Below are 21808 nucleotides of genomic sequence, written 5' to 3'. Positions count from 1 at the left end.
ACGGATGTGAGGAAGATACTGGTCATCGGCATCGGCGCGGGCAATCCCGAGCACATGACCGTGCAGGCCATCAAGGCGCTGAACCGGGCCGATGTGCTGCTCATCCCGACCAAGGGCGCGGAAAAGGCATACCTTGCCGACGTGCGCCGCGAGATCTGCGACCGTTTCCTCGAAAATTCTTCATGCCGTATCCTCGACTATGCCGTGCCGGTGCGCCGCGCCGATGGCACCTATGAGGACGGCGTTCACGACTGGCACCGCGCCATTGCCGGTATCTACGAGCGCACGCTTCTGAACGAGCTTGGCGAGAACCAGACGCTCGGTCTTCTCGTCTGGGGCGACCCGATGCTCTACGACAGCACATTGCGCATCGTCGAGCATGTGCGCACTGCCGGAAACGTCGCCTTCGAAACCGAGGTCATCCCCGGCATCACCAGCGTGCAGGCGCTTTGCGCGGGCCATGGCATCGCGCTCAACCGCATCGGCCTGCCCGTCGAGATCACCACCGGCCGCCGCCTTTCGGAGGGCTGGCCGGAATCCTCCCGTGATGCGCTCGTCATGCTCGACGGCGTGCAGGCCTTCCGCACGGTGGAAGACCCGGAGGCGGAAATCTGGTGGGGTGCCTATCTTGGCACGCCGCACGAAATCCTGCTGTCCGGCAAGCTTGCGGACATTGCCGAGACCATCACGGAAACCCGGGCCAAGGCGCGCGAGGCGCATGGCTGGATCATGGACACCTACCTGATCCGCCGCCCGGCCGGCGAGGAGGAGGGCGCATGACGGTTCCTGCGCTGGACACCCTGCGCCGCGGCGCCTGCCCTTCGCTGTCCGCGCCAATGCGGACCGGCGACGGCCTTCTCGTGCGCCTGCGCCCCGCCGCCCCGGCGCTGGCGGCCGAAGACCTGCTCACCCTTGCCGACCTCGCCCGCGAACACGGCAATGGCCTGATCGAGATCACCGCCCGCGGCAATCTCCAGCTTCGTGGCCTGACGGAGGCTTCGGTGCCGCGCCTTGCCGAAGGGCTAGCCGCCGCCGGCATCGTGCCGCAGACGGGCGTCGCCATCGAAATCCCGCCGCTCTCGGGCATCGACCCCTCCGAGACTGTCGATGCGACGCCGGTGGCCGATGCGCTGCGCAAGGCCATCGCGGCGGCTTCGCTCATTCTCGCGCCCAAGCTTGCCATCGTCGTCGATGGCGGCGGCGTGCTCTCCCTTGGCGACATGGTGGCCGATATCCGGCTCGATGCGGTTGCGGCCGGCTGGCGGCTGTCGGTCGGCGGTGATCGGCAGGCGGCGCGACCCGTCGCGGTGCTGGCGGAAGATCGCGTCATTGCCGGTACGATGACCGTCATCGCCGCCCTTGCCGCCCTCGGCCCGGCTGCCCGCGGGCGTGACCTCGACGCTGCGGCGCTTGCCGCTGAATTCGGTGTGGTCTCGGAACCGCCCCCTTTCGCTGCTCTTTCCCGCCATCCGCTCGGCATTCACCGTATAGGTGGCGAACGCGTGCTCGGCATCGCCCCAGCCTATGGCCAGATGCAGGCCGATAAGCTCGCTGCCCTCGTGAAAGGCCTTGTCGCCTGTGGTGCTTCCGAATTCCGGCTCGCGCCGCATCGCATGCTGCTCGTGCGTGGGTTTTCTGGGGAAGGGCTGGCGGAGGCTGAAGCCTGTGCCAGCCTTGAAGGTTTCTGGTGCACGGATACCGCGCCCGGCCGCTCCATCTCGATCTGCGCCGGTGCCGCCGGCTGCGCTTCGGCCCGTTTCGATACCCATGCCGCAGCCGATGCCGTCGTGAGGGGTGCCGGAGAGTTGCTCGATGGTTCCGTCGACGTGCATATTTCCGGCTGCCCGAAGGGCTGCGCACATCCCGCTCGCGCCGCCGTCACGCTTTGCGGCACGGCCGCAGGCGTCGGGCTTGTGCTCGATGGGCGTGCCGGTGATGCGCCGGCCGCTGCCCTTCCCGTCGAAGACCTCCCATCCGCGATCCGGCGTCTCGGCACTCTCTTGCGCGCGCAGCGCAAGGAGGGCGAGACGGCGAAGAGTTTTATCGACCGCACCGCACCTGCCGCCCTCGTTTCCGCTTATCAAGGCCCGCAATGACAGACTACGACTACATAAAAGATGGCACCGCCATCTATGAAAAATCCTTCGCGATCATCCGCGCCGAGGCCGATCTTTCCCGCTTTTCCGAGGCGGAATCGGATGTCGCCGTGCGCATGATCCATGCGGCCGGTCTTGTCGAGGCGGCGGCGCATTTCGTCTTCTCGCCGGATTTCGTGGGCTCGGCCCGCACGGCGCTTCAGGCCGGCGCGCCGATCTTCTGCGATGCCGAAATGGTGGCGCGCGGCGTCACCGCCGCCCGCCTGCCGGCAAACAATGACGTGATCTGCACGCTGCGCGACCCGCGCACGCCGGAGATTGCCAAAGAGATCGACAACACCCGCTCGGCCGCCGCCATCCGCCTCTGGCTGGAGCGCATGGCCGGTTCGGTCGTCGCCATCGGCAATGCGCCGACAGCCCTTTTCTATCTGCTGGAACTCCTGCGCGACGGCGCGCCAAAACCGGCGGCGATCCTCGGCATGCCGGTCGGCTTCGTCGGCGCGGCGGAATCGAAGGATGCGCTGGCGGAAAATTCCTACGGCGTGCCCTTCGCCATCGTGCGCGGCCGCCTCGGCGGCAGCGCCATGACGGCCGCCGCCCTCAATTCGCTGGCAAGGCCGGGAGTATGACTATGACGGGACGACTCTATGGCGTGGGCACCGGCCCGGGCGATCCGGAACTCCTGACGCTGAAGGCCGTGCGGGCTATCGGCGAAGCCGATGTGCTGGCCTATTTCGCGAAGGCGGGCCGCTCCGGCAATGGCCGCGCCATCGTCGAGGGCCTTCTGAAGTCCGGCATGGTGGAGCTGCCGCTCTACTATCCGGTGACGGTCGAGATCGACAAGGAGCACGACGACTACAAGAGCCAGATCACGGCCTTCTACGATGCTTCCGCCGCCGCCGTCGCGGAACACCTTGCCGCCGGCCGCACGGTCGCGATCCTCTCCGAGGGCGACCCGATGTTCTACGGCTCCTACATGCATCTGCATGTGCGCCTTGCCGGCCGGTTCCCGACGGAGGTCATACCCGGCATCACCGCCATGTCCGGCTGCTGGTCGCTCTCCGGCCTGCCAATCGTGCAGGGCGACGACGTGCTCTCCGTGCTGCCCGGCACGATGGGTGAGGAGCAATTGTCGCGCCGGCTCGGAGATACCGAGGCCGCCGTCATCATGAAGGTCGGGCGCAACCTGCCGAAGATCCGCCGGGCGCTTGCCAATGCCGGGCGGCTCGGCGAGGCGGTCTATGTGGAGCGCGGCACCACGCCCTCAGGCAAGTCCATGCGCCTTTCCGAAAAGCTCGACGATACCGCGCCCTATTTCTCGCTGGTGCTCGTGCCCGGCTGGAGCGGCCGTCCATGACCGGCAGGCTCCATGTGATTGGCACCGGCCCCGGCAATCCGGACCAGATGACGCCGGAGGCGCTGCGTGCCGTCGAGGCCTCGACCGAGTTCTTCGGCTATTTCCCCTATATCGACCGGCTGAATCTGCGGCCGGACCAGATCAAGGTCGCTTCCGACAATCGCGAGGAACTGAACCGTGCCGAGGCGGCGCTGGCGCGGGCCGCAACGGGTGTGAATGTCTGCGTCGTCTCGGGCGGCGATCCGGGCGTCTTCGCCATGGCGGCGGCGGTCTGCGAGGCCATCGATGCCGGGCCGGAGGAATGGAAGTCCGTCGATCTCGTCGTGGTGCCGGGCGTCACGGCCATGCTGGCGGTCGCGGCACGCATCGGCGCGCCGCTCGGTCATGATTTCTGTGCCATCTCGCTCTCGGACAACCTGAAGCCCTGGGAGATCATCGAGAGGCGGCTGCGCATGGTCGCCGAAGCCGGCCTCGTAATCGCGCTCTACAACCCGATCAGCAAGGCACGGCCCTGGCAGCTTGGCAAGGCCTTCGAGATTTTGCGAGAGGTCCTGCCGGGTGAGACACCCGTCATCTTCGGCCGCGCGGCGGGCCGGCCGGACGAGCGCATGCTGGTCATGCCGCTCGGAGAAGCAGAGGCGGAGCGCGCCGACATGGCGACCTGTGTCGTCATCGGCTCGCCGGAAACCCGCGTCATCGCGCGGCCGGACCTGCCGGACCTCGTCTATACGCCGCGCTTCCTGAAGGCGCCGAGCAAATGATCGGCAAGCCGCAACGCCTCCTCGACCGTCCCGGCGCGATGACCATCGCCCGCCGCCGCCCGCTCGACCAGAAGGACGGGCAGGCTGAGGATGCGCGCGGCGACGATCTTGCCATAGGTGGCGTCACCGCCGGAATTCTTGCTGACGATGACGTCGATGCGGCGATCCCGCAGCAGCGCCACCTCTGCCTCGACGGCGAAGGGGCCGCGGGCGAGCAAGTACTCCACATCGGGTGCATCGAGCGGCGGATCGACGGGATCGACGCTGCGCACGAGATAGTGGTGCTGCGGCGCGGCGTCGAAGGCCTTGGCCTCCTGCCGGCCGATGGCGAGGAAGACGCGGCGCGGCTCCCCACCCAGCGCAGTCACCGCCTCGGCAATAGAAGTGACACGCGTCCAGCGGTCGCCGTCCGTTTCTTCCCAGCCGAGGCGCTCCAGCCGCAGCAGGGGGATACCGGCCGCCTTACTGGCGATGCCGGCATTGGCGGAAATCTGTCTTGCGAAAGGATGAGTGGCGTCGATGAGCAGATCGATGGTTTCGCCGCGCAGATAGGCGGCAAGTCCCTCTGCGCCGCCGAACCCTCCGCTGCGCACCGGCACGGGCTGCGGCGCGGGATCGAGCGTGCGGCCGGCGAGCGACAGCGTGACGGCGAGATCGGTTCGCCTAGCAAGCCGGGCCGCAAGGTCCCGGGCCTCGGTCGCGCCGCCCAGTATGAGGATGCGTCTCTTGTCCATGCCTGATCCAGCTCCCCCGTGGCTCACCATCGTCGGCATCGGCGAGGATGGTCTAGCCGGTCTCGGCGACGAGGCCAAGGCCGCCATCGCTGCGGCTGTTCTGGTCTTCGGTGGCGCGCGGCATCTGGAGCTTGCCGATGCGGCGATCCATGGTGAAAGACACGTCTGGCTGAGCCCCTTCGAGCGTTCCGTGGAGGCGGTGCTGGCGGCGCGGGGGCGCCCCGTCGCGGTGCTCGCCTCGGGCGATCCCTTCTTCTACGGCGTCGGCGTCACGCTTTGCAGGCGCATTTCGCGGGCGGAAATGCGGGTCTTCCCCGCGCCCTCCTCCTTCAGCCTCGCTGCCGCGCGCATGGGCTGGGCGTTGCAGGATACAGCGTGTGTTTCCCTGCACGGCCGTCCCATCGACCTCATCCGTCCGCATCTCCATCCCGGCAGCCGCATCCTCGCGCTGACCTCGGATAGCGATGGCCCGGCGGCGCTCGCGGCCCTTCTGGCCGAAAGCGGCTTTGGCGCATCGTGCCTCACCGTGCTGGAAGCGCTGGGCGGTGCGCGGGAACGGGTGAGCAGCCATCGGGCGGATCGATTTGCGCTTGCGGATGCGGACATGCTCAATGTCTGCGCCGTGGAAGTGGCGGCCGGCGAGGGCGCGCGCATCCTCGCCCTCACGCCCGGCCTCGATGACAGCCTTTTCGAGCATGATGGCCAGATCACCAAGCGCGAGGTCCGCGCGCTGACGCTCTCGGTGCTCGCGCCCCGGCGCGGCGCGCTTCTGTGGGATATCGGCGCGGGGTCCGGTTCCATCGGCATCGAATGGATGCTGGCCGATCCCTCGCTTCGGGCGATTGCCGTCGAGGGTCACCCGGAGCGCGCCGCCCGCATTCGCCGTAATGCGCGAGGCTTCGGCGTGCCGGGGCTTTCCGTCGTGGAAGGCGCCGCGCCGGCGGCGCTGGCCGGGCTTGCCGCGCCGGACGCCATCTTCATCGGCGGCGGCGGCAGCGAGGCGGGGGTGGTGGAAGCCGCGCTTTCCGGCCTGAAACCCGGCGGACGGCTTGTCGCCAATGCTGTGACGACGGAAATGGAGGCCGTGCTTCTGGCCCATCATGCCCGGCTCGGCGGTTCGCTGGTCCGCATCGATATCGCGCGGGCCTCGCCCGTCGGCCGGATGACCGGCTGGCGGCCGGCCATGCCGGTGACGCAATGGAGCTGGGTGAAGCCGGCTAAACAAACTGAGGGATGACATGACCGTTCACTTCATCGGCGCCGGTCCGGGCGCTGCCGATCTCATCACCGTGCGCGGCCGCGATCTCATTGGCAAATGTCCGGTCTGCCTCTATGCCGGCTCCATCGTCTCGCCGGAACTGCTGCAATATTGCCCGCCGGGTGCGCGTATCGTCGATACGGCGCCGATGTCGCTCGACGAGATTGAAGCCGAATATGTCCGCGCCGCGGCTGCGGGCGAGGATGTGGCGCGCCTCCATTCCGGCGACCTTTCGGTCTGGAGCGCCGTCGCCGAGCAGATCCGCCGGCTGGAAAAGCATGGCATCGCCTATACGATGACGCCGGGCGTGCCCTCCTTTGCCGCCGCCGCCTCGGCGCTCGGCCGCGAACTCACCATTCCGGCCGTTGCGCAGAGCCTCGTGCTCACCCGCGTCTCCGGCCGCGCCTCGCCCATGCCGAACCGCGAGACGCTGGAAGGTTTTGGCGCGACGGGGGCGACGCTGGCGATCCATCTCGCCATCCATGCGCTCGACAAGGTCGTGGAAGACCTGACGCCGCTCTACGGGGCCGATTGCCCGGTCGCCATCGTGGTCAAGGCGTCCTGGCCGGACGAGCGGGTCGTGCGCGGCACGCTGGCCGATATCGCGGGGAAGGTCGCGCAAGAGCCTATCGAGCGCACGGCGCTGATCTTTGTCGGCCGCACGCTGGCTGCGGAGGATTTTCGCGAAAGCTCGCTTTACGATCCTGCCTATCAGCGCCGCTTCCGCGGCCGCGGCGACTAGGACCGACCGACCGACATTCAGCCCATGCCGGCCTGCAAATAGCACTTTTCCGGACTTCCGGTGCTCACGTACCGAAAGTACGCTGCGCTCCGGGTCCCGCAAAAGCACCATTTTCGGCTCAGCCTGAACTGAATGTCGATCGGTCCTAAAGCAGCTTTTCGAAGGCGAGCGCGGCCTTGGAGCGGTAGCGCTCCTTGTGCCGCAGCAAGCGGAAGGCGCGCTCGGGCAGGTCGAAGGCGACGGGTGCGAGGCGGCCGGTCGCAAGATCGTCCCGCACCACATATTCCGAAACGGCCGTCAGGGCGTTTCCGGCAAGCACGGCGCTACGCACCGCCTCGTTGGAGGGCAGCGACAGGGCGATATCCAGCGCCGTTTCGTCCAGCGCCGAGGTCAGCGCGCTGCGGGTACCGGAGCCGGGTTCGCGCAGCACCCAGCGTGCCTGCGTCAGCTCATCTGGCGTGACGGGCCTGCCGGCGAAGGCATGGCCGGCAGGGGCGACGACGAGCACCCGGTCGCGGGCGACGATGCGCTGTGACAGGGCGGGGTGGTCCACTTCACCCTCGATGATGCCCAGTTCCGCCCGCCCCTCCAGAACGGCCTCGGCCGCCTGTTCCGTATTGCCGCCCACTATGCGGATATCGATCGCCGGATAGGCCTCGTGGAAGCGCAGAAGGAGCGGCGGCAGCCAGTAGCCGACCACCGTCTGGCTTGCGGCGATGGCGAGCGTGCCGCGCTTCAGGCCGCCGATCTCGGTGAGGAAGAGGTCGGCGCTTGTCGCGCGCGCCAGCGTCGCTTTCGCTTCGGGCAGGAAGGCGAGCCCCGCTTCCGTCAGCTCGATCCGTCGGCCTGTCCGGTGGAAGAGGGCGATGCCGTAGCGCTCTTCCAGCACGCGGATTGCCGAGCTTACCGCCGACGGCGTGAGATGCAGCGCCTCGGCGGCCTGGGTGAGATGTTCCCGCTCCGCCACGGCGACGAAGATGCGGAGCTGTTCCAGCGTCATCATTGTTCGATCCAGTCGAATGAAATGTCAGATATTTGCCGATGGATCGAATGGTTTTTCAAGCGCATTGCTCTGCGTATGGAAAAAACACCCAAAAAACATTCGATCCTTGGAATTCGCGCTTTGGCGCCCGGCGTGCTGCTCTCGGCGCTGGTGTCCGGCCTCGCGCTCGTTGCCGAGCGGCTCGAACTCACGTTGACGGGCGGCGCATGGATCGAGGCGCTGGTGCTGGCGATCCTTATCGGCGCGGTCGTTCGTCTCTTCCTGCGCCGGCCGGAGACCTTCGAGTCGGGCATCGCCTTTTCGGCTAAGTATTTTCTGGAAGTCGCCATCGTTCTGCTCGGCGCGGGTGTCAGCGCGGCGGCGATTGCCGGCATGGGCCTGCCCCTGATCGGCGCCATTGCGGCGGTGGTGGCCGTGTCCTTGATCGCCAGCTATGGAATCGGTCGGGGGCTCGGGCTTTCACGCCGTGTCGCGCTGCTGGTCGCCTGCGGCAATTCGATCTGCGGCAATTCCGCAATTGCCGCGACGGCGCCGGTCATCCATGCGGATGCGGAGGATGTCGCCTCGTCCATCGCATTTACGGCGGTGCTCGGCATGGCGACGGTGCTGCTGCTGCCGGCGCTCGTGCCGCTGCTCGGCCTGTCGGCGACGGGCTACGGCGTGATGGCGGGCATGACGGTCTATGCGGTGCCGCAGGTTCTGGCGGCGACCGCCCCGGTCTCTGCCCTCAGCATCCAGATCGGCACCTTCGTCAAGCTGGTGCGGGTGCTGATGCTCGGGCCGGTCATCTTCGTGCTGTCGCTCGCCTCCGGCAAGGCGGGCGGCCGCCGGCCGGCGCTTCATCGGCTGGTGCCCTGGTTCATCCTCGGCTTCCTCGCCATGCTTTTCGCGCGCAGCGTCGGCCTCATCGATGCCGGACTTGCCGGGGGCATGAGCAAGGCCGCCACCGTGCTGACGATCCTTTCCATGGCCGCGCTCGGCCTAGGCATCGATCTGCGGCGCGTTCTGCGTGCCGGGCCGCGGGTGACGGTGGCGGTCGTGCTGTCGCTCGGCGTGCTGGTCGTCGCCAGCTACGCCATGGTGCTTCTCCTCAACCTCGCGACGGCCTGATGCCGCTCAGGCCGCGTTTTCCCGCGCGGTCGTCGGGATGTAGTTGAGCACCGGGCCGAGCCAGCGTTCCACTTCGGCGATTTCCATGCCCTTGCGGCGGGCATAGTCCTCCACCTGGTCGCGCTCCACCTTGGCGACGCCGAAATAGTAGCTTTCGGGCGAGGCGATGTAGAGGCCGGAGACGGAGGAGCCGGGCCACATGGCGTAGCTCTCCGTCAGCGTCACGCCGATTTCCTTCTCTGCGTCGAGCAGGTGGAAGAGCGTCGTCTTTTCCGTATGGTCCGGCTGGGCGGGATAGCCCGGCGCGGGGCGGATGCCGGCATAGGGCTCGCCGATCAGGTCGGTCGGGCCGAAGGTCTCGTCCGGGGCGTAGCCCCAGAGTTCCCGGCGCACATATTCATGCATGCGCTCCGCGAAGGCCTCGGCGAAGCGGTCGGCCAGCGCCTTGACGAGGATCGAGTTGTAATCGTCGTTCGCCCGCTCGAAGCGCTCGGCAATGGCGATCTCGCCGATGCCGGCGGTGACGACGAAGCCGCCCAGATAATCCTCTTTGCCGCTATCGACGGGTGCGACGAAATCGGAGAGCGCCACGTTGGGCCGGCCGTCGCGCTTGGAAAGCTGCTGGCGAAGTGTGAAGAAGGTGGCAAGCTCCGCCTTGCGCGCCTCGTCGGTGAAGAGACGGATATCGTCGCCCACCACTCCGGCCGGCCAGAAGCCGACGACGGCCTTCGGCGTGAACCATTTTTCGGTGACGATCTTTTCCAGCATCGCCTGTGCGTCGGCGAAGAGCTGGCGGGCGGCGGGGCCCTGTTTCTCGTCGTCGAGGATTTTCGGATAGACGCCCTTCAGTTCCCAGGTCTGGAAGAACGGGGTCCAGTCGATGTAGCGGGCGAGGTCCGCGAGGTCCCAGTCCTGGAAGACGCGCGTGCCGAGAAAGGACGGCGTCTTGGGCTGGTAGGCGGACCAGTCGGCCTTGAAGGCGTTGTCGCGGGCCCTGGTTATGGGCAGGCGCTGCTTTTCCGCCTCGCTGCGTGCATGGGCGTCGGCCACCTTGCGGTATTCCGCCTTCAGCGTCTCGACATAGCCGAGCTTCATCTCGGGCGAAAGCAGGCTGCCGACGACGCCGACGGCTCGGCTGGCGTCGGTGACATAGACGGCCTGACCGCGCTCGTAGCGGGGGTGGATCTTCACCGCCGTGTGGACACGGCTGGTCGTCGCCCCGCCGATGAGGAGGGGAATGTCGAAGCCCTCGCGCTCCATTTCGGCGGCGACATGCACCATCTCGTCCAGCGAGGGGGTGATGAGGCCGGAAAGGCCGATGATGTCGACCTTCTCCGCCTTCGCGGTTTCAAGAATCTTCGTTGCCGGCACCATGACGCCGAGGTCGATGATCTCGTAATTGTTGCAGGCGAGCACGACGCCGACGATGTTCTTGCCGATATCGTGTACGTCGCCCTTGACGGTGGCCATCAGGATTTTCCCCGCGCTCTGCCGTTCGCCGCTGCCGCCATTGGCGCGCTTTTCGGCCTCCATGTAGGGCAGCAGAACGGCGACGGCCTGCTTCATCACGCGGGCGGATTTCACCACCTGCGGCAGGAACATCTTGCCTGCGCCGAAAAGGTCGCCGACAACGTTCATGCCGGCCATCAGCGGGCCCTCGATGACATGCAGCGGTCGCTCGGCATTCTGGCGGGCCTCTTCCGTGTCTTCTTCCACGAATTCGGTGATGCCGTTGACGAGGGCGTGTTCCAGCCGCTTTTCCACCGGCCATTCGCGCCAGGCGAGGTCGCGCTCCTTGGCCTCCTTGCCGCCCGCGCCCTTGAAGCGCTCGGCGATCTCGAGCATGCGCTCGGTGGCGGTGCCGCCGGCCTTGGGCACGCGGTTCAGCACCACATCCTCGCAGGCCTCGCGCAGTTCCGGCTCGATCGTGTCGTAGACGGCAAGCTGGCCGGCATTGACGATGCCCATGTCCATGCCCGCCTGGATGGCATGGTAGAGGAAGACGGCGTGCATCGCCTCGCGCACCGGCTCGTTGCCCCGGAAGGAGAAGGAGAGGTTGGAGACGCCGCCGGAGATATGCACATGCGGCAGCGTCGCGGTGATGTCCCGCGTCGCCTCGATGAAGTCGACGCCGTAATTGTCGTGCTCCTCGATGCCGGTGGCGACGGCGAAGATGTTCGGGTCGAAGACGATGTCTTCCGGGGCGAGGCCGGCGACTTCGGTCAGGAGCTTGTAGGCGCGGGTGCAGATTTCCACCTTGCGCGCCTTGGTATCGGCCTGCCCGGTCTCGTCGAAGGCCATGACGACGACGGCCGCGCCATAGGCGCGCACGAGCTTCGCGTGGTGCAGGAAGGCTTCCTCGCCTTCCTTCAGGGAGATCGAGTTGACCAGCGGCTTGCCCTGCACGCATTTCAGGCCCGCCTCGATCACTTCCCATTTGGAGCTGTCGATCATGACGGGGACGCGGGCGATGTCCGGCTCGGCGGCGACGAGGTTGAGATATTCCGTCATCGCCCGGCCGGAATCGATCAGGCCCTCATCCATGTTGATGTCGATGATCTGCGCGCCGTTCGCTACCTGGTCGCGGGCGACGTCGAGGGCGGCCGCATAGTCGCCCGCGGTGATCAGCTTGCGGAATTTCGCCGAGCCGGTGACGTTGGTGCGCTCGCCGACATTCACGAAGGGAATGGCCTCGGTCAGCGTGAAGGGCTCGAGGCCGGAAAGGCGCATGTGGCGGGGAATATCGGGGATTTTGCGCGGCTTGTGGCGCGCGGCGGCCTCGGCGATGGCGCGGATATGATCCGGCGTCGAGCCGCAGCAGCCGCCGACGACATTGACAAGGCCATCGCGCATGAAGCCTTCGATCTGCGCGGCCATTTCCTCCGGCGTCTCGTCGTAAAGGCCGAAGGCGTTCGGCAGGCCGGCATTGGGATAGGCGCAGACGAAGGTCTGCGCGACGGAGGAAATTTCTGCGAGATGGGCGCGCATGGCATTGGCGCCGAGCGCGCAGTTGAGGCCGATGGAGAAGGGATCGGCATGGCGCACCGAGTTCCAGAAGGCCTCCGGCGTCTGGCCGGAAAGGGTGCGGCCGGAAAGGTCGGTGATCGTGCCGGAGATCATGACGGGCAGATCGATGCCCTTTTCCTCGAACACTTCGCGCGTCGCGAAGATCGCGGCCTTGGCGTTCAGCGTGTCGAAGATCGTCTCGATCAGGATGATGTCGGCCCCGCCGTCGATGAGGCCGCGCACCTGATCGGCATAGGCGGTGCGCAGGTTGTCGAAGGTGACGGCGCGGTAGCCGGGATTGTTGACGTCCGGCGAGATGGAGGCGGTGCGGTTGGTCGGGCCGAGCGCGCCGGCGACGAAGCGGCGGCGGCCGTCCTTCTGCTGCGCACGCAGGCCGGCGCGGCGGGCAAGGCGCGCGCCGTCGCGGTTCAGCTCATACACCATGTCTTCCATGCCGTAGTCGGCCTGGGCGATGGTGGTGGAGGAGAAGGTGTTGGTCTCGAGGATATCGGCGCCGGCAAGCGCATAGCGATAGTGGATGTCCTCGATCGCGCCCGGCTGGGTGAGGGTCAGCAGGTCGTTGTTGCCCTGCTGGTGGCAGGCGCAGTCGCCGAAGCGGTCGCCGCGGAAATCCTCCTCCACCAGCTTCAGCGTCTGGATTTCCGTGCCCATCGCGCCATCGAGAACGAGGATGCGTTCGCGGGCGGCGGCCTCAAGGGCGGCACGAATCTCCTTGCCGTCGCGGGGTGGCTGTTCAGGCCCGAAAAGGGCGTCCAGGGGGGAGTTGGCCATGACAGGACCTCCGCTGCGCATATCGATGCATTCGAAGTCACATAAAGATATCTTTATGTCAATATGTCTCTATGTGGCGGGCCGTTTTCATCGGGCGCGGCGATTCACCAAAACCGCAGATCGGGGGCGGCGCTGCGCCATCTCGTCCCGTTGACATGTTGCAAGTCTTTGCCCTTACGGCTAAAAAATGCCGTTTTCATGCACCACGCGGCCAGGATGCCAATCTGCGTGTCGCTTGAGCCATATCCCTCCGTGAGGCGCCATGAAGGCGCGGTCCGGTGTCATGGCTGAACGCGGCACCGAGAAGAAGCCTGTCCGCGAAAAACCCTCCGGCGCAAAGGCCATTGCCGGATGGATCAACATGGCCGGATCCAGAATCAGAAACATGCCCCTGAACACTACGCCGCAAGCTCCGCGCGACGCCGATGCCAAGCAGATCGACTATAACGACTCGATCCGCGCCACCTATCTGACGCTGGAGGAGCTGGCCGAATGCGGCGAGACGCTCGCGCGCGACAGGACGGCATCGCTGCCCGGCTACCGGCCCTTCGAGTTCCGCCCCCGGCACAAGGAGAACGAGAAGGAAATCTTCCGCGTCTATCAGGCGACGGCCAAGGATGTGGAAGCGGGCGCCCAGATCACCCCGGCGGCCGAATGGCTGCTCGACAACTACTACGTCATCGAAGAGGCCATCCAGGAAGTCCGCCGCGACTTCCCGCGCCGCTTCTTCCGCCAGCTTCCGACCATGGAGATCGACGGCCAGCCGATCCCGCGCACGCTGGCGCTCGCCTGGCTCTATGTCGCCCATACGCATAGCGGCGTCTCCGTGGAGAGCCTGACGGCCTTCGTGCAGGGTTTCCAGAAGATCGACGCGCTGAAGATCGGCGAACTCTGGGCGCTGCCCTCCTTCGTGCGCTTCGTGCTGCTCGAGAACCTGCGCCGCATTTCCAGCCGCGTCGAGCGCTCGCGCAAGATGCGCATCAAGGCCAATGAGGTGGCCGACGAACTGGTGCGCCTCAACGACCCGGAAAAGTGCATCGCGCATCTCAGCGCGCTGGAAAGCTTCGTCGAGGACAACACCTTCGTCATCCAGCTTCTCTATCGCCTGCGCGACGGCCTTCAGGCCTCCGGCGCGGTGATCCAGTGGCTGGAGCGCAAGATCGAGAGCCGCGGCAGCGACCTCGAGGAACTGATCGTCGCGGAAAACAACCGCCTGTCTTCCGGCAACGTCACGATGAGTTCGCTCATCAAGGGCCTGCGCACGGTGGACGATACGGAATGGCCCGGCTGGTTCGAGAGTGTCAGCCGCCTCGACGAGGCGCTGCGCCAGCGCTCCGACTATAGCGATCTCGATTTCGGCTCGCGCAACAAGTACCGCAATTCCATCGAGCGCTTCGCCCGCCGCTCCGGCAAGACGGAGCTGGAAGTCACGGAAACGGCGCTCGACATGACGGCGGAAGACGCCGCGGCCCATGCGGACGATCCAGACTACGAGGCCAATGTCGCCTCCTTCATCGTCGGCAAGCAGCGCAAGCTCCTGGAAAAGCGCATCGGCTACCGGCCGACGGCGGTGCAGCGCGTCGTGCGCCTCACCCGCAAGCTCGACTGGCTGGCGGTGGCCGGGCCGAACATCATCCTCACGCTGCTGGCGATGATTGCGGTCTACTATTTTCTCGACCAGCTCGACATTCCGAACGGCGCCTGGCTGATCATGCTGATCCTCTTCGCGCTGCCGGCCTCGGAAGGCGCGACGGGTCTCTTCAACACGCTCGTCACCTTCTTCGTTACGCCCTCGCGGCTTGTCGGCTACGAGTTCAAGGACGGCATTCCCGACGACGCGCGCACGCTGCTCGTCGTGCCCTGTCTCATTTCCAAGCGCGACCATGTCGACGAACTGGTGCGCAACCTCGAAGTCCACTACCTCGCCAATCCGCGCGGCGAGATCTATTTCGCGCTGATCAGCGACTGGGCCGACAGCCAGGTGGAGGAAACGCCGGCCGACCTCGACGTGCTGGACTATGCCAAGCGCGAGATCGCCACGCTCTCCGCCCGCTATGCCTATGACGGGCGCACGCGCTTCTACCTCCTCCACCGCCGCCGCCTCTACAATCCTTCGGAAGGCGCGTGGATGGGCTGGGAGCGCAAGCGCGGCAAGCTGCACGAACTGAACCTGCTGCTGCGCGGCGACGGCGACACGACCTTCCTGCCGGGCGCCAATATCGTGCCGGCGAATGTCAAATATGTCATGACGCTCGATTCCGACACGCGCCTGATGCGCGATGCGGTGACGAAGCTCGTCGGCAAGATGCACCACCCGATCAACCGCCCCGTCATCGACGAGGCGACGGGCGAGATCGTCACCGGCTATTCCATCCTCCAGCCGCGCGTCACGCCCTCGCTGACGACCGGCAAGGAAGCCTCCACCTTCCAGCGCATCTTCTCCGCCGACCGCGGCGTGGACCCTTACGTCTTCACCGTCTCCGACGTCTATCAGGACCTTGCGGGCGAGGGCACCTTCACCGGCAAGGGCCTCTATCACGTCGACGCTTTCGAGGCGGCCGTGAAGGGCCGCATCGGCGAGAACGCGGTGCTCAGCCACGACCTGCTCGAAGGCTCGCTCTCGCGCTGCGCGCTGGTGACGGATGTGGAACTCGTCGAGGACTTCCCGACCCGCTACGGCGTCGAGACCTCGCGCCAGCATCGCTGGGCGCGCGGCGACTGGCAGTTGCTGCCCTATCTCTTCGGCCCGTCGAGCGGCATTCCCATGCTCGGCCGCTGGAAGATGTACGACAACCTGCGCCGCAGCCTCATCCCCATCGGCTGGCTCGTCGCCTCCGTCATGGGCTGGTACTACATGGAGCCGCGCCAGGCGCTGATCTGGCAGCTCGTGCTGATCTTCCTGCTCTTCGTCGCGCCGACGCTGTCGCTCATCTCGGGCATCATGCCGCGCAGCAGCGATATCGTCGCGCGCGCCCATGTGCATCGCGTGCTGTCCGATATCCGCGCGGCCAATGCGCAGGTCGCGCTGCGCATCGTCTTCATCGCCCATTCGGCGGCGTTGATGGCGGACGCCATCGTGCGCTCGCTCTACCGCACCTTCGTCAGCGGCAAGCTGATGCTGGAATGGCGCACGGCCGCGCAGGCCGACAGCGGCGCGCGTGGCGGAATCCTCGCCCATTACAGGTCCATGTGGCAGGCCCCGGCGCTTGCCGTGGTTTCCGTGGCGCTCGCCATGATCTCGGATACGGGCCTGCCCTTCATCGGCGTACCCTTCGCGCTGGTCTGGATGCTCTCGCCGATGATCGCCTGGTATGTCAGTCAGACGGCCGAGACCGAGGACCAGCTCGTCGTCTCCGACTACGTCGCGACCGAACTGCGCAAGATCGCGCGACGCACCTGGCGCTATTTCGAGACCTTCGTCACCGCCGAGCAGCACTTCCTGCCGCCGGACAATTTCCAGGAAACACCGCAGCCGGTTCTGGCCGAGCGCACTTCCCCGACCAATATCGGCGTCTATCTGCTCTCCGTCATCTCTGCCCGCGATTTCGGCTGGATCAGCTTCGAGGAGACGGTCCGCCGCCTCGAGCAGACCATCGCCACCATCGACGGCATGCCGAAATATCGCGGCCATCTCTACAACTGGTATCGCACCAACACGCTGGAAACGCTAGGGCCGCGCTACGTCTCGGCGGTCGACAGCGGCAACCTTGCCGGCCACCTCATCGCCGTCTCCTCCATGTGCCGCGAATGGGCCGAAGCCCCGTCCGCCCATCTCCAGGGCAGCCTCGACGGCATCGGCGACGTCGCCGCCATCCTCTCCGAAACGCTGAAGCAGCTCCCGGACGACCGCAAGACGGTCCGCCCGCTCCGCCGCCTCGTCGAGGAGCGCATCGAGGGCTTCCACAATGCGCTCGCAGCCGTCAAGCGCGAGCACGAATTCGCCTCCATCCGCGTCATCAATCTTTCGGTCTTGGCGCGCGATATCAACAAGCTGATCGTCAATCTCGACCACGAGATCAAATCGGCGGAAAGCGGCGAGCTTGCCGCCTGGGCCGGCGGGCTGGTTGCGACCTGCGAGGCGCATATCGCCGACAGCGTCTTCGACCTCGGCTCCATCGAGGGCCTGCGCGACCGCCTCGTCGTGCTGCGCGACCGCTCGCGCGACATCGCCTTCTCGATGGACTTCGGCTTCCTCTTCCGTCAGGAGCGCCGCCTTCTCTCCATCGGCTACCGCGTCGAGACGAACGAGCTGGACGAAGCCTGCTACGATCTGCTCGCCTCCGAGGCGCGTCTGACCAGCCTCTTCGCCATCGCCAAGGGCGACCTTCCGACCGAGCACTGGTACAAGCTCGGCCGTCCGGTCGTGCCGGTCGGCTCGCGCGGGGCGCTGGTTTCCTGGTCCGGCTCGATGTTCGAATATCTGATGCCCCCGCTCGTCATGCAGGAGCGTCAGGGCGGTATTCTCAACCAGACGAACAATCTCGTCGTGGTCGAGCAGATGAACCACGGCCGCCGCCTCGGCACGCCCTGGGGCATCTCGGAAGCGGCCTTCAACGCCCGCGACCATGAGCTGACCTACCAGTACACCAATTTCGGCGTGCCGACGCTCGGCCTCAAGCGCGGCCTCGGCCAGAACGCCGTCATCGCGCCCTATGCCTCGCTGCTGGCTGCCCAGTATGCGCCGAAGGAAGCGCTCGAAAACCTCGAGCGCCTGCGCAAGCTCGGCGCGCTCGGCGTCTACGGCTTCCACGACGCCGTCGACTTCACGCCGACCCGCGTGCCCGAGGGCAAGACCTGCGCCGTGGTGAAGAACTACATGGCGCACCATCACGGCATGTCCATCGCCGCCGTCGCCAATGTCGTCTTCAACGGGGCACTGCGCGAACGCTTCCATGCCGATCCGGTCATCGAGGCGGCCGAACTGCTGTTGCAGGAAAAGGCCCCGCGCGACATTCCGGTCATCAACGCCAAGCGTGAGCCGGAAACCGTCGGCAGCACGCAGGCCGACCTGCTGCGCCCGGAAATCCGCATCTTCAAGGACCCGATCTCGCGCGAACGCGAGGCCGTGTTCCTGTCGAACGGCCACTACTCCGTCATGCTCACGGCGACCGGCGCCGGTTACTCCCGCTGGAACGGCCAGTCCGTCACCCGCTGGAAGCCCGACCCGACGGAAGACCGCTGGGGTTCCTTCCTCTTCCTGCGCGACATGGCGACGAACGAGTGGTGGTCCGCCACCGCCGAGCCGAAGCGCATCGAGGGCGAGGAGACGAAGACCCAGTTCGGCGACGACAAGGCGGAATTTGTCAAGACCATCGGCAAGCTCACCAGCGAGGTCGAAGTCATCGTCGCCACCGAGCACGATGCCGAAGGCCGCCGCCTGACGCTGCTCAACACCGGCACGGAAGACCGCTTCATCGAGGTGACCTCCTATATGGAGCCGGTCATCTCGACGGATGACGCCGACAACGCCCATCCGCTCTTCTCGAAGATGTTCGTGCGCACCGAGATCGGCAAGCGCGGCGACGTCATCCGCGCCGAGCGCCAGAAGCGCAATCCGAACGAGCCGGACATGGCGGTCGCCCATCTGATCGTCGACAATGCCGGCCCGTCGCGCCGTACCGAGATCGAGACCGACCGCCGCCGCTTCATCGGCCGCGGCCGCTCGCTGGCAAATGCCGCCGCCTTCGACGCCGGCGCGCAGCTCTCGGGCACGGACGGCTTCACGCTCGATCCGATCATGGCGCTGCGCCGCGTGGTGCGCGTTCCGGCTGGCAAGAAGGTCAAGGTCATCTTCTGGACCATTGCGGCCCCGAGCCGCGCCGAGGTGGACGCGGCCATCGACCGCTATCGCCACCCGGACGCCTTCAACCATGAAATGATCCATGCCTGGACGCGCTCGCAGGTGCATATGCGCCATGTCGGCGTCACCTCGCAGGAGGCGGCGAGCTTCCAGATGCTCGGCCGCTACCTCACCTATCCGGACATGCATCTGCGGGCCGATACCGGCACGATCGAGACCGGCCTTGCCGCCCAGTCGGCGCTTTGGCCGCTGGCGATCTCGGGCGATTTCCCGATCTTCGTTTTGCGCATCAACGATGAAATCGACCTCGATGTCGCCCGCGAGGCGCTGCGCGCGCAGGAATATCTGCGTCATCGCGGCGTCACCGCCGATCTCGTCATTCTCAACGAGCGTGCGGCGTCCTATGCGCAGGACATGCAGCACACGCTCGATTATCTGTGCGAGAACCTGCGCATGCGCGGACAGTCGGACGGCGTGCGCCAGCATGTCTTCACGGTGCGCCGCGACCTGATGGATACCTCCACCTGGCAGGCGCTGCTGGCGACCGCCCGCGCGGTCTTCCACGCGCGTAACGGTTCGCTTGCCGACCAGATCGCCCGCACGGCCTCGCTCTATTCGACGCCGCGCGGCGAGGACGAGGTCAAGGCGGAAACGCCGGTGGCCAAGCTGCCGGCACCCGTTGCCGAACCCGTCGCCATCGACGGCGAGGGCCTGACCTTCTGGAACGGTTTTGGCGGCTTCAATGCCGACCGCCGCGAATATGCCGTGCGCCTGCGCGGCGGCGAGGCGACGCCCCAGCCGTGGATCAACGTCATCGCCAACCGCGAATTCGGCTTCCACGTCTCGGCGGAAGGTGCGGGCTTCACCTGGAGCCGCAATTCGCGCGACTTCCAGCTCACGCCCTGGACCAACGATCCGGTCGTCAACCGTCCGGGCGAGGCCTTCTATGTGCGCGATCGCGAGCGCGGCACGGTCATGACGCCGTTCGCGGCGCTGTCGCGCAAGCCATCGGTCAAGTTCGAGACCTGGCATGGCCTCGGCTACACCGCCTTCCGAAGCTGGGAGGACGGGATCGAGCTCGATCTGGTGCAGACGGTCGACCCGGAAGACCCGGTCAAATATTCGCGCCTCGTCGTGAAGAACACCGGCGACACGGAACGCAGCCTCTCCGTCTACGGCTATGTCGAATGGGTCCTCGGCAACAATCCCTCTAAAACGGCGCCCTTCGTGCTGACCAGTCAGGACGAGGAGAGCGGTGCGCTCTTCGCCGCCAATCCCTACAGCCTCGATTTCGCCGGCCGGACCAGCTTCTTCGCCGTCGATACGCCGCTGACGGGCTTTACCGCTAGACGCCGCGATTTCATCGGCCGCATCGGCGATATCGTCCTGCCGGTCGCCGTCGCCACGGGCGAACCGCTGCCCGGCAATGCCGACGGCATCGGCGATCCCTGTGCGGCGCTTGCCGTCGATATCACGCTGAAGCCGGGCGAGAAGCGCGAACTGCTCTTCGTGCTCGGCGACACCGCCGATGCGGACAGCGCCCGCGCGCTGGCCGACAAGGCCCGCACGGCCGATTTCGATACGGTCATGGCGTCGGTGCGCACCTTCTGGGAGGGCTTTACCGGCACGCTGCAGGTCAAGACGCCGGATGCGGCGCTCGACCGCATGGTCAACGACTGGCTGCCCTATCAGGCGCTCGGCTGCCGCATCATGGCCCGCACCGCCTTCTATCAGGCAAGCGGGGCCTATGGCTTCCGCGACCAGTTGCAGGACACGCTGGCCTTCCTGCTGCATCACCCGGAGCTTGCCCGCAAGCAGATCCTCAATGCGGCCGCGCGCCAGTTCGTCGAGGGTGACGTGCAGCACTGGTGGCTGCCGGATACCGGCGCCGGCGTGCGCACGATGATCTCGGATGATGTGGTGTGGCTCGCTTATGCGGTGGAATATTATTGCCGTGTGACCGGCGACCGCGCCGTGCTCGATGAGACGCTTGCCTTCATCGAAGGTCCGGCGCTTGCCGAGGGCCAGCACGATTCCTTCTACAGGCCCAACCGTTCGGGCGAGGAAGCGCCGCTCTACGAGCATTGCGCCCGTGCTCTCGATCTTGCCCTGAAGCGCACCGGCGAGAACGGCCTGCCGCTCATGCTCGGCGGCGACTGGAACGACGGTATGAACCGGGTCGGCGAAGCCGGCCGCGGCACCAGCGTCTGGCTCGGCTGGTTCCTTGCCGGCACGCTGCGCGGCTTCATCCCGCTCGCCCGCGCGCATGGCGATCATGTTCGCGCCGACGCGTGGGAAGGCCATCTCGGCCGCCTCAAGGAATCGCTGGAAACGGCGGGCTGGGACGGCGGCTATTACCGTCGCGGCTATTATGACGACGGAACGCCGCTCGGCTCGGCGACAAGCGACGAATGCCGCATCGATTCCATCGCGCAGAGCTGGAGCGTGCTGTCCGGCGAAGGCGATGCGGATCGCTCGCGTCAGGCGATGAACGCCGTCATGGCCGAGCTTGTCGACCGGGAGAACGGCATCATCCGCCTGTTCACCCCGCCGCTTTCCGAAACCCCGCAGGAGCCGGGCTATATCAAGGCTTATCCTCCGGGTGTGCGTGAGAATGGCGGCCAGTATACCCATGCCGCAACCTGGGTCGTGCTGGCGCTGGCGCGGCAGGGCAGGGGCGACGATGCCTTCGCCTGCCTCGACCTGCTGAATCCCGTCAAGCACGCGCTCGATGCGGACGCGGCCGAGCGCTACCGCGTGGAACCCTATGTGGTCGCCGCCGACGTCTATGGCGAAGGCGAGCGCACGGGCCGCGGCGGCTGGACCTGGTATACGGGCTCGGCCGGCTGGCTTTACCGCGCGGCGGTCGAGGGCATTCTCGGCATCCGCAAGGAAGGCGGCCGCCTCTTCGTCGCGCCGGTGCTTCCGGCGGCGTGGAATGGCTACAGCGCGACGCTGGTCATCGACGGCAAGAAACTCTCCATCCGTGTCGACCGCGCGGACGAAGGCGGATGGCAGGCGACGATCAACGGCGTCGCTCTCGATGCCCTGGACAAGGGCTACCCGCTCTGAGGCGGGTAGGCCGGAACGTCATGGAACGGATGAAATAAAAACGGCGGGGCTTCAGGCCCCGCCGTTTTGCATTTCGC

At 66.5% G+C, this 21808-nt stretch carries 13 protein-coding genes; 9 read left to right on the top strand and 4 right to left on the bottom strand.

The genetic code is table 11. The features are described from left to right. Nucleotides 1-6 precede the first annotated feature (6 nt). Genes cobF through MOE34_RS19110 form a run of 5 tightly spaced genes read left to right on the top strand, consistent with a single transcriptional unit; the run spans nt 7 to nt 4214 of the window. Complete coding sequence (cobF, locus tag MOE34_RS19130) at nt 7-780, top strand: precorrin-6A synthase (deacetylating) (protein ID WP_160787642.1); 774 nt, start codon at nt 7-9, stop codon at nt 778-780. Further along, nucleotides 777-2096: a precorrin-3B synthase gene (cobG, locus tag MOE34_RS19125; protein WP_160787643.1), complete on the top strand. Its 1320-nt coding sequence runs from the start codon at nt 777-779 to the stop codon at nt 2094-2096. The genes cobF and cobG overlap by 4 nt, the downstream gene beginning before the upstream one ends. Further along, nucleotides 2093-2725 (top strand): precorrin-8X methylmutase, encoded by a 633-nt coding sequence (locus MOE34_RS19120; protein WP_160787644.1) that lies wholly within the window; start codon nt 2093-2095, stop codon nt 2723-2725. Before cobG ends, MOE34_RS19120 begins: the two co-directional genes overlap by 4 nt. Next, complete coding sequence (locus MOE34_RS19115; protein WP_160787645.1) at nt 2722-3453, top strand: precorrin-2 C(20)-methyltransferase; 732 nt, start codon at nt 2722-2724, stop codon at nt 3451-3453. The genes MOE34_RS19120 and MOE34_RS19115 overlap by 4 nt, the downstream gene beginning before the upstream one ends. Continuing rightward, nucleotides 3450-4214: a precorrin-3B C(17)-methyltransferase gene (locus MOE34_RS19110; RefSeq protein ID WP_160787646.1), complete on the top strand. Its 765-nt coding sequence runs from the start codon at nt 3450-3452 to the stop codon at nt 4212-4214. The genes MOE34_RS19115 and MOE34_RS19110 overlap by 4 nt, the downstream gene beginning before the upstream one ends. On the opposite strand, the gene MOE34_RS19105 is transcribed toward MOE34_RS19110, so the two are convergent. Continuing rightward, entirely contained in the window at nt 4178-4948 is a 771-nt protein-coding gene (locus MOE34_RS19105; RefSeq protein ID WP_160787647.1) for a cobalt-precorrin-6A reductase, read from the bottom strand. The two genes, MOE34_RS19110 and MOE34_RS19105, sit on opposite strands and share 37 nt — an antisense overlap. Between MOE34_RS19105 and cbiE the strand changes: the two genes are divergently transcribed. Together cbiE and cobM are read left to right on the top strand one after the other, a co-directional pair. Then, entirely contained in the window at nt 4947-6185 is a 1239-nt protein-coding gene (gene cbiE, locus MOE34_RS19100) for a precorrin-6y C5,15-methyltransferase (decarboxylating) subunit CbiE (RefSeq protein WP_160787648.1), read from the top strand. The genes MOE34_RS19105 and cbiE overlap by 2 nt on opposite strands. 1 nt (nt 6186) lies before the next feature. Continuing rightward, entirely contained in the window at nt 6187-6948 is a 762-nt protein-coding gene (cobM, locus tag MOE34_RS19095; protein WP_160787649.1) for a precorrin-4 C(11)-methyltransferase, read from the top strand. A gap of 145 nt (nt 6949-7093) precedes the next feature. Here cobM and MOE34_RS19090 read toward each other — a convergent pair whose 3' ends face one another. Next, complete coding sequence (locus tag MOE34_RS19090) at nt 7094-7951, bottom strand: LysR family transcriptional regulator (RefSeq protein WP_324256101.1); 858 nt, start codon at nt 7949-7951, stop codon at nt 7094-7096. A gap of 75 nt (nt 7952-8026) precedes the next feature. On the opposite strand from MOE34_RS19090, the gene MOE34_RS19085 reads away from it, so the two are divergent. Then, complete coding sequence (locus MOE34_RS19085) at nt 8027-9061, top strand: YeiH family protein (protein WP_160787650.1); 1035 nt, start codon at nt 8027-8029, stop codon at nt 9059-9061. 6 nt (nt 9062-9067) lie between these two features. Here MOE34_RS19085 and metH read toward each other — a convergent pair whose 3' ends face one another. Further along, nucleotides 9068-12859, bottom strand: coding sequence for a methionine synthase (gene metH / locus MOE34_RS19080; protein ID WP_160787651.1), 3792 nt, complete (start codon nt 12857-12859; stop codon nt 9068-9070). A gap of 180 nt (nt 12860-13039) precedes the next feature. After that, nucleotides 13040-13246, bottom strand: a complete 207-nt coding sequence (locus tag MOE34_RS19075; protein ID WP_160787652.1) for a hypothetical protein — start codon at nt 13244-13246, stop codon at nt 13040-13042. Between MOE34_RS19075 and MOE34_RS19070 the strand changes: the two genes are divergently transcribed. Beyond that, nucleotides 13245-21731 (top strand): GH36-type glycosyl hydrolase domain-containing protein, encoded by an 8487-nt coding sequence (locus MOE34_RS19070; RefSeq protein ID WP_160787653.1) that lies wholly within the window; start codon nt 13245-13247, stop codon nt 21729-21731. The two genes, MOE34_RS19075 and MOE34_RS19070, sit on opposite strands and share 2 nt — an antisense overlap. Nucleotides 21732-21808 lie beyond the last annotated feature (77 nt).

This window comes from Shinella zoogloeoides, from assembly GCF_022682305.1.
Taxonomy (GTDB): domain Bacteria; phylum Pseudomonadota; class Alphaproteobacteria; order Rhizobiales; family Rhizobiaceae; genus Shinella; species Shinella zoogloeoides_B.
Note: the sequence above shows the minus strand (reverse complement) of the source record. Positions and strands in the feature narration are given on the sequence as shown.

What these genes read in the sequence shown, in the direction of transcription:
- cobG (WP_160787643.1), top strand. Translation starts at nt 777, where the DNA reads ATGACGGTTCCTGCGCTGGACACCCTGCGCCGCGGCGCCTGCCCTTCG.
- MOE34_RS19120 (WP_160787644.1), top strand. Translation starts at nt 2,093, where the DNA reads ATGACAGACTACGACTACATAAAAGATGGCACCGCCATCTATGAAAAA.
- MOE34_RS19115 (WP_160787645.1), top strand. Translation starts at nt 2,722, where the DNA reads ATGACTATGACGGGACGACTCTATGGCGTGGGCACCGGCCCGGGCGAT.
- MOE34_RS19110 (WP_160787646.1), top strand. Translation starts at nt 3,450, where the DNA reads ATGACCGGCAGGCTCCATGTGATTGGCACCGGCCCCGGCAATCCGGAC.
- cbiE (WP_160787648.1), top strand. Translation starts at nt 4,947, where the DNA reads ATGCCTGATCCAGCTCCCCCGTGGCTCACCATCGTCGGCATCGGCGAG.
- MOE34_RS19105 (WP_160787647.1), bottom strand. Translation starts at nt 4,948, where the DNA reads ATGGACAAGAGACGCATCCTCATACTGGGCGGCGCGACCGAGGCCCGG.
- cobM (WP_160787649.1), top strand. Translation starts at nt 6,187, where the DNA reads ATGACCGTTCACTTCATCGGCGCCGGTCCGGGCGCTGCCGATCTCATC.
- MOE34_RS19090 (WP_324256101.1), bottom strand. Translation starts at nt 7,951, where the DNA reads ATGATGACGCTGGAACAGCTCCGCATCTTCGTCGCCGTGGCGGAGCGG.
- MOE34_RS19085 (WP_160787650.1), top strand. Translation starts at nt 8,027, where the DNA reads ATGGAAAAAACACCCAAAAAACATTCGATCCTTGGAATTCGCGCTTTG.
- metH (WP_160787651.1), bottom strand. Translation starts at nt 12,859, where the DNA reads ATGGCCAACTCCCCCCTGGACGCCCTTTTCGGGCCTGAACAGCCACCC.
- MOE34_RS19070 (WP_160787653.1), top strand. Translation starts at nt 13,245, where the DNA reads ATGCCCCTGAACACTACGCCGCAAGCTCCGCGCGACGCCGATGCCAAG.
- MOE34_RS19075 (WP_160787652.1), bottom strand. Translation starts at nt 13,246, where the DNA reads ATGTTTCTGATTCTGGATCCGGCCATGTTGATCCATCCGGCAATGGCC.